Raw genomic sequence first — 3,409 nt, 5'->3', positions numbered from 1 at the left:
GCGCGAACAGCGCTCGAAGCGCATGCGCCGCAGGCGCGAGTCTCGAGCGCTGTTCGCGCGGCCCCCCAGGGGCCGCGCTCGAGCGCGCCAGCGCTCCAAAAACACAGCCCAATACCTCCGTCGTGCACAAAACACCGCAGTGGTTCCGCACGGCCGGGAACGCGGTAGGTGAACCACTCGAGTGGAACCAGTCCGGTACCCCACATATCGACCAAAACCATCGCGACTCCCCCAAGCGCCCGAGGTCACCCCACACAGCAACAGCCGCCGACCGGAAGCCTTAACAGACCCCAGCCGACGGCTGCGCATTCAACCAACTACTAAGCGTCCCCACCAGTCAATTCGGTAGCACGCTCCTCCGCATCAGTCTCACCCTCTTCATCGGCAGCCGCCGCATTCAGGAACCACTGCAAACCCTCATCAGTCCGCCCAGCAGCCACGAGAGCATCCGCATACGCATAAAACAGCCGCGCAGCAGCCGACCCCGTACGAGCCGGATTCAGATCCGAAGACTGCAGCGTCACCACAGCTTGATCGAACTGCCCCAGATCCATCCGGGCACCGGCGACAACGATCCGCAATTCGGTCGCCTCGTCACCCGTGAGCGCCTGAGCTTCCTCACTACGCCCCAACTCGATGGCCCGTTCAGGCCGCCCGAGCCCACGCTCACAGTCGGCCATCACAGCGAGCAGCCCGGACCCACCCGACATGCGCCGCGCGGTCCGCAGCTCCGACAGCGCCTCTGCCCATTCCTCGGCGTGGTAGGCCACCACACCGGCGGTCTCACGCACGACAGCGATGCGCCCCGCCCGCTGCCTGGCGGCCCTGGCATGTGCCAGCGCCAGCCGCGGATCGTCTTCGAGCAGCTCGACGGCCATGACCATGTGCCGAGCGACGGTCTCGGCATTGCTCTTGTCCAGGCTCAGCAGATCGCGGCGCACAGCCGGATCGAGATCGGAGGCCTGCACGTCCTCGGGGATATCGGGCTCTTCCGGACGGGCCGCCCGACGATCGGTCGGCCTGCCGCCCGCGGCACGAGCACCCTCGCCGCCACGACGGCGATCATCGTTGTCGAACCGGCTGTCGCCCGAGTCGCGGTAACCGCTCCCGCCGCGGTCGTCGCGGCGGTCGGCGCCACGGTCCGAACGATCGTCGACACGGGCCGAACCCTCGTTCTCACGCGATGCGCGAGCGAAGTCACGAGCCGACTCGTCCTCGCTGTCAGGTCCGGAGCTCGCGCGATCCGACCCGTTCTCGCCGGCGTTGGAGCTGTCGACATCGGCGACGCCGGCTGGTTCCGCGGCTTTGTCCGAGCTGCGCGCCTTCGTGTTGTCATCGATCGGGTTGTTGCTCGCACGGCGATCGTCGGCGTCCGAGCCAGTTGCCTGGTCGTCGTTGCCCGACAGCTCGGAGCGAGTGCCACCGGAGTCACCGGGCTGGTCGTCGTGGTCCGAGCTCTTGCGGTGCTCGGACTCGCTCGGGCCGCCTGCCCCTTCACGCCCGGAATCGGCGGCGCCGGAATCCACGGGTTCGACCGACGACTTGCCCTGCTCAGTGGACGCGTCCTCGGCAACGCGGTCTGCCGGAGCATCCTCGACGTCCCCCGCCGAGATCACACCGAGCACATCACCTTCGCGTTCCTTCCGCTTCTCACGGTAAGTGCCGTCCAGGGGCGCGCCGTCCTCGCCGACGTACTTGCCGCGACCGCCGGCCCCGGTATTGCGCTTGAACCCACCGCGTCCACGGTCGTCGTCGCGACGGGCACCACGTTCGTCATCGCGTCGCTGATACCCACCCCGATCGGAGCTGCTACCCCGCGAACGGTCATCGCTCTCACCACGTCGGAACCCACCCTGGTCCCCACCGCGATCGAACCCACCGCGCGATCGGTCGCCGCCTTCGCTGCGGCGGAAACCGCCACGATCGCCACCACGATCCGACGAGCCACGCGAACGGTCATCGCCTTCGTTGCGTCGGAAACCACCACGATCCGACGAGCCACGCGAACGATCGTCACCTTCGTTGCGCCGGAAACCACCGCGATCCCCACCGCGGTCCGAGGTGCCGCGCGAACGATCGTCACCTTCATTACGTCGGAAGCCACCACGGTCCGAACTACCGCTCCGGCGGTCGTCGCTGCCACGGAAACCACCACGGTCTCCGCCGCGATCGAATCCACCGCGCGAACGATCGTCGCCTTCGTTGCGTCGGAAGCCGCCGCGATCGCCACCGCGATCCGAGCTACCGCGCGAACGGTCATCGCCCTCGTTGCGACGGAAACCGCCACGATCGCCACCACGATCCGAACCACCGCGCGAACGGTCATCGCCCTCGCTGCGACGGAAACCGCCACGATCAGAACCACCACGACGGTCGTCATTGCCACGGAAACCACCGCGATCGGAGCCACCGCGCGAACGATCGTCACCTTCGTTGCGACGGAAGCCACCGCGGTCGCCACCACGATCCGAGCTACCGCGCGAACGATCGTCACCTTCGTTGCGACGGAAACCGCCACGATCGCCACCACGATCCGAACCACCGCGCGAACGGTCATCGCCTTCATTACGTCGGAAGCCACCGCGATCAGAACTACCGGTCCGGCGGTCGTCGCTGCCACGGAAACCACCACGGTCTCCGCCGCGATCGAATCCACCGCGCGAACGATCGTCACCTTCGTTCCGGCGGAAGCCGCCGCGATCGCCACCACGATCCGAGCTACCGCGCGAACGGTCATCACCCTCGCTGCGACGGAATCCGCCACCGCCACGGGGGCGGTCGTCATCGTTGCGTCGGGGACCGCCGCGGTCGCCACCACGGTCGAAACCACCTGCGGGACGGTCGGATTCGTCGCGGCGGCGGAAGCCACCGCGATCACCGGAACCACCGCGTGCGGCGTCGTCGCGTCGAGGGTAGCCGCCCTTGCCGCTGTCATCGCGACGCTGGTAGCCACCGCGGTCCGAGCCGCCTCGGTCGCCGGAACCTCCGCGATCGTCACGGTTGTAGCCGCCGCGGCCGGAGCCACCGGCCGAGCCACGATTGTCGCCCTGACCGCCACGGGGGCGGTCGGTCGGTTCGCCGCGCCGGCCGAAACCGCGGGCGTCTCCGTCCCGGCGGAAAGACTTCCGTCCGTCGTTGTGTTCCGACACGGCGATCCCTTTCTAGGTTCCCCGGCCTCCGGGGAGAGTTGTCATGGCCCCGCCTGCAAAGAATTCAACCACGGGCGGACAACGGGGCATCGTCCACCTGGCGTGCCGGGGACATTTCTGCCCCACAAACGCCGATAGGGGACCCAAATAAGGGTCCCCTATCGCAATGATTGTCCGGCGGTGTCCTACTCTCCCACACCCTGTCGAGTGCAGTACCATCGGCGCAGGTGGCCTTAGCTTCCGGGTTCGGAATGGGACCG

The 3,409-nt window shown here is 67.8% G+C and carries 2 protein-coding genes and 1 rRNA gene; all 3 read right to left on the bottom strand.

Annotation, left to right across the window (positions count from 1 at the left end):
* Positions 1-320 precede the first annotated feature (320 nt).
* On the bottom strand, positions 321-1,616 hold the full coding sequence (locus tag AB0I19_RS29170) for a hypothetical protein (protein ID WP_357153291.1): 1,296 nt from the start codon (positions 1,614-1,616) through the stop codon (positions 321-323).
* Positions 1,613-2,998: a hypothetical protein gene (locus AB0I19_RS29165; protein WP_357153289.1), complete on the bottom strand. Its 1,386-nt coding sequence runs from the start codon at positions 2,996-2,998 to the stop codon at positions 1,613-1,615. The genes AB0I19_RS29170 and AB0I19_RS29165 overlap by 4 nt, the downstream gene beginning before the upstream one ends.
* A gap of 323 nt (positions 2,999-3,321) precedes the next feature.
* Positions 3,322-3,409 (bottom strand): 5S ribosomal RNA (rrf, locus tag AB0I19_RS29160); the annotation flags it as partial.

The organism is Nocardia sp. NPDC050413, assembly GCF_040655475.1.
Taxonomy (GTDB): Bacteria; Actinomycetota; Actinomycetes; order Mycobacteriales; family Mycobacteriaceae; genus Nocardia; species Nocardia coubleae.
This window is presented reverse-complemented; position numbering and strand designations above follow the sequence as displayed.